Source organism: Streptomyces sp. MK7 (assembly GCF_032658145.1).
Lineage (GTDB): Bacteria > Actinomycetota > Actinomycetes > Streptomycetales > Streptomycetaceae > Streptomyces > Streptomyces spiralis.
This window is the reverse complement of record NZ_JAVACL010000129.1, coordinates 1-1075: the sequence shown is the minus strand read 5'-3', so window position 1 is coordinate 1075 and position 1075 is coordinate 1. Positions and strand designations below refer to the sequence as shown.

The 1075-nt window shown below is 69.4% G+C and carries 1 protein-coding gene; it reads left to right on the top strand.

The window, feature by feature from the left end; all coding sequences use genetic code 11:
- Nucleotides 1-1075: glucose-6-phosphate isomerase (gene pgi / locus R2S09_RS40135; protein ID WP_316746221.1), on the top strand; the 1075-nt coding region annotated here is incomplete at both ends.

Below are 1075 nucleotides of genomic sequence, written 5' to 3'. Positions count from 1 at the left end.
CTGTTCGCGGCGGACCCCTCCCGCGCGGAGCGGTACACGCTGCGCGTCGGCGATCTGCGCATCGACTACTCCAAGAACCTGGTCACCGACGAGACCCTGCGGCTGCTGCGGGAGCTGGCCGCCGCCACCGGCGTGTCCGGGCTGCGGGACGCCATGTTCCGCGGGGAGAAGATCAACGTCACCGAGCAGCGGGCCGTGCTGCACACCGCGCTGCGCGCCCCGCGGGACGCGGTGATCGAGGTCGACGGAGAGAACGTCGTGCCGAAGGTCCACGCGGTCCTGGACAGGATGAGCGACTTCGCCGACCGGGTGCGCTCCGGGGAGTGGACCGGGCACACCGGCAAGCGGATCCGCACCGTCGTCAACATCGGCATCGGCGGCTCCGACCTCGGCCCGGCCATGGCGTACGAGGTGCTGCGCCCCTACACCGACCGCGGCCTGAACGTCCGGTTCGTCTCCAACGTCGACGGCGCCGACCTGCACGAGGCCACCCGCGACCTGGACCCCGCCCAGACGCTGTTCATCGTCGCGTCCAAGACCTTCACCACCATCGAGACGATCACCAACGCCACCTCGGCCCGCTCCTGGCTCCTGAAGGGACTGGGAGGCGACGAGAAGGCGGTCGCCAAGCACTTCGTGGCCCTGTCGACGAACACGGAGAAGGTCGCCGCGTTCGGCATCGACGTCGACAACATGTTCGAGTTCTGGGACTGGGTCGGCGGCCGCTACTCCTACGACTCGGCCATCGGCCTGTCCCTGATGATCGCCATCGGCCCGGACCGGTTCCGGGAGATGCTCGACGGCTTCCGCATCGTCGACGACCACTTCCGCAACGCCCCCGCCGAGTCCAACGCCCCGCTCATCCTGGGCCTGCTGGGCGTCTGGTACGGCAACTTCCACGACGCCCAGACGCACGCGGTGCTGCCGTACTCGCACTACCTGTCGAAGTTCACCGCCTACCTCCAGCAGCTGGACATGGAGTCCAACGGCAAGTCGGTGCAGCGCGACGGCGAACCGGTGCGGTGGCAGACCGGCCCCGTGGTCTGGGGCACCCCGGGCACGAACGGCCAGCACG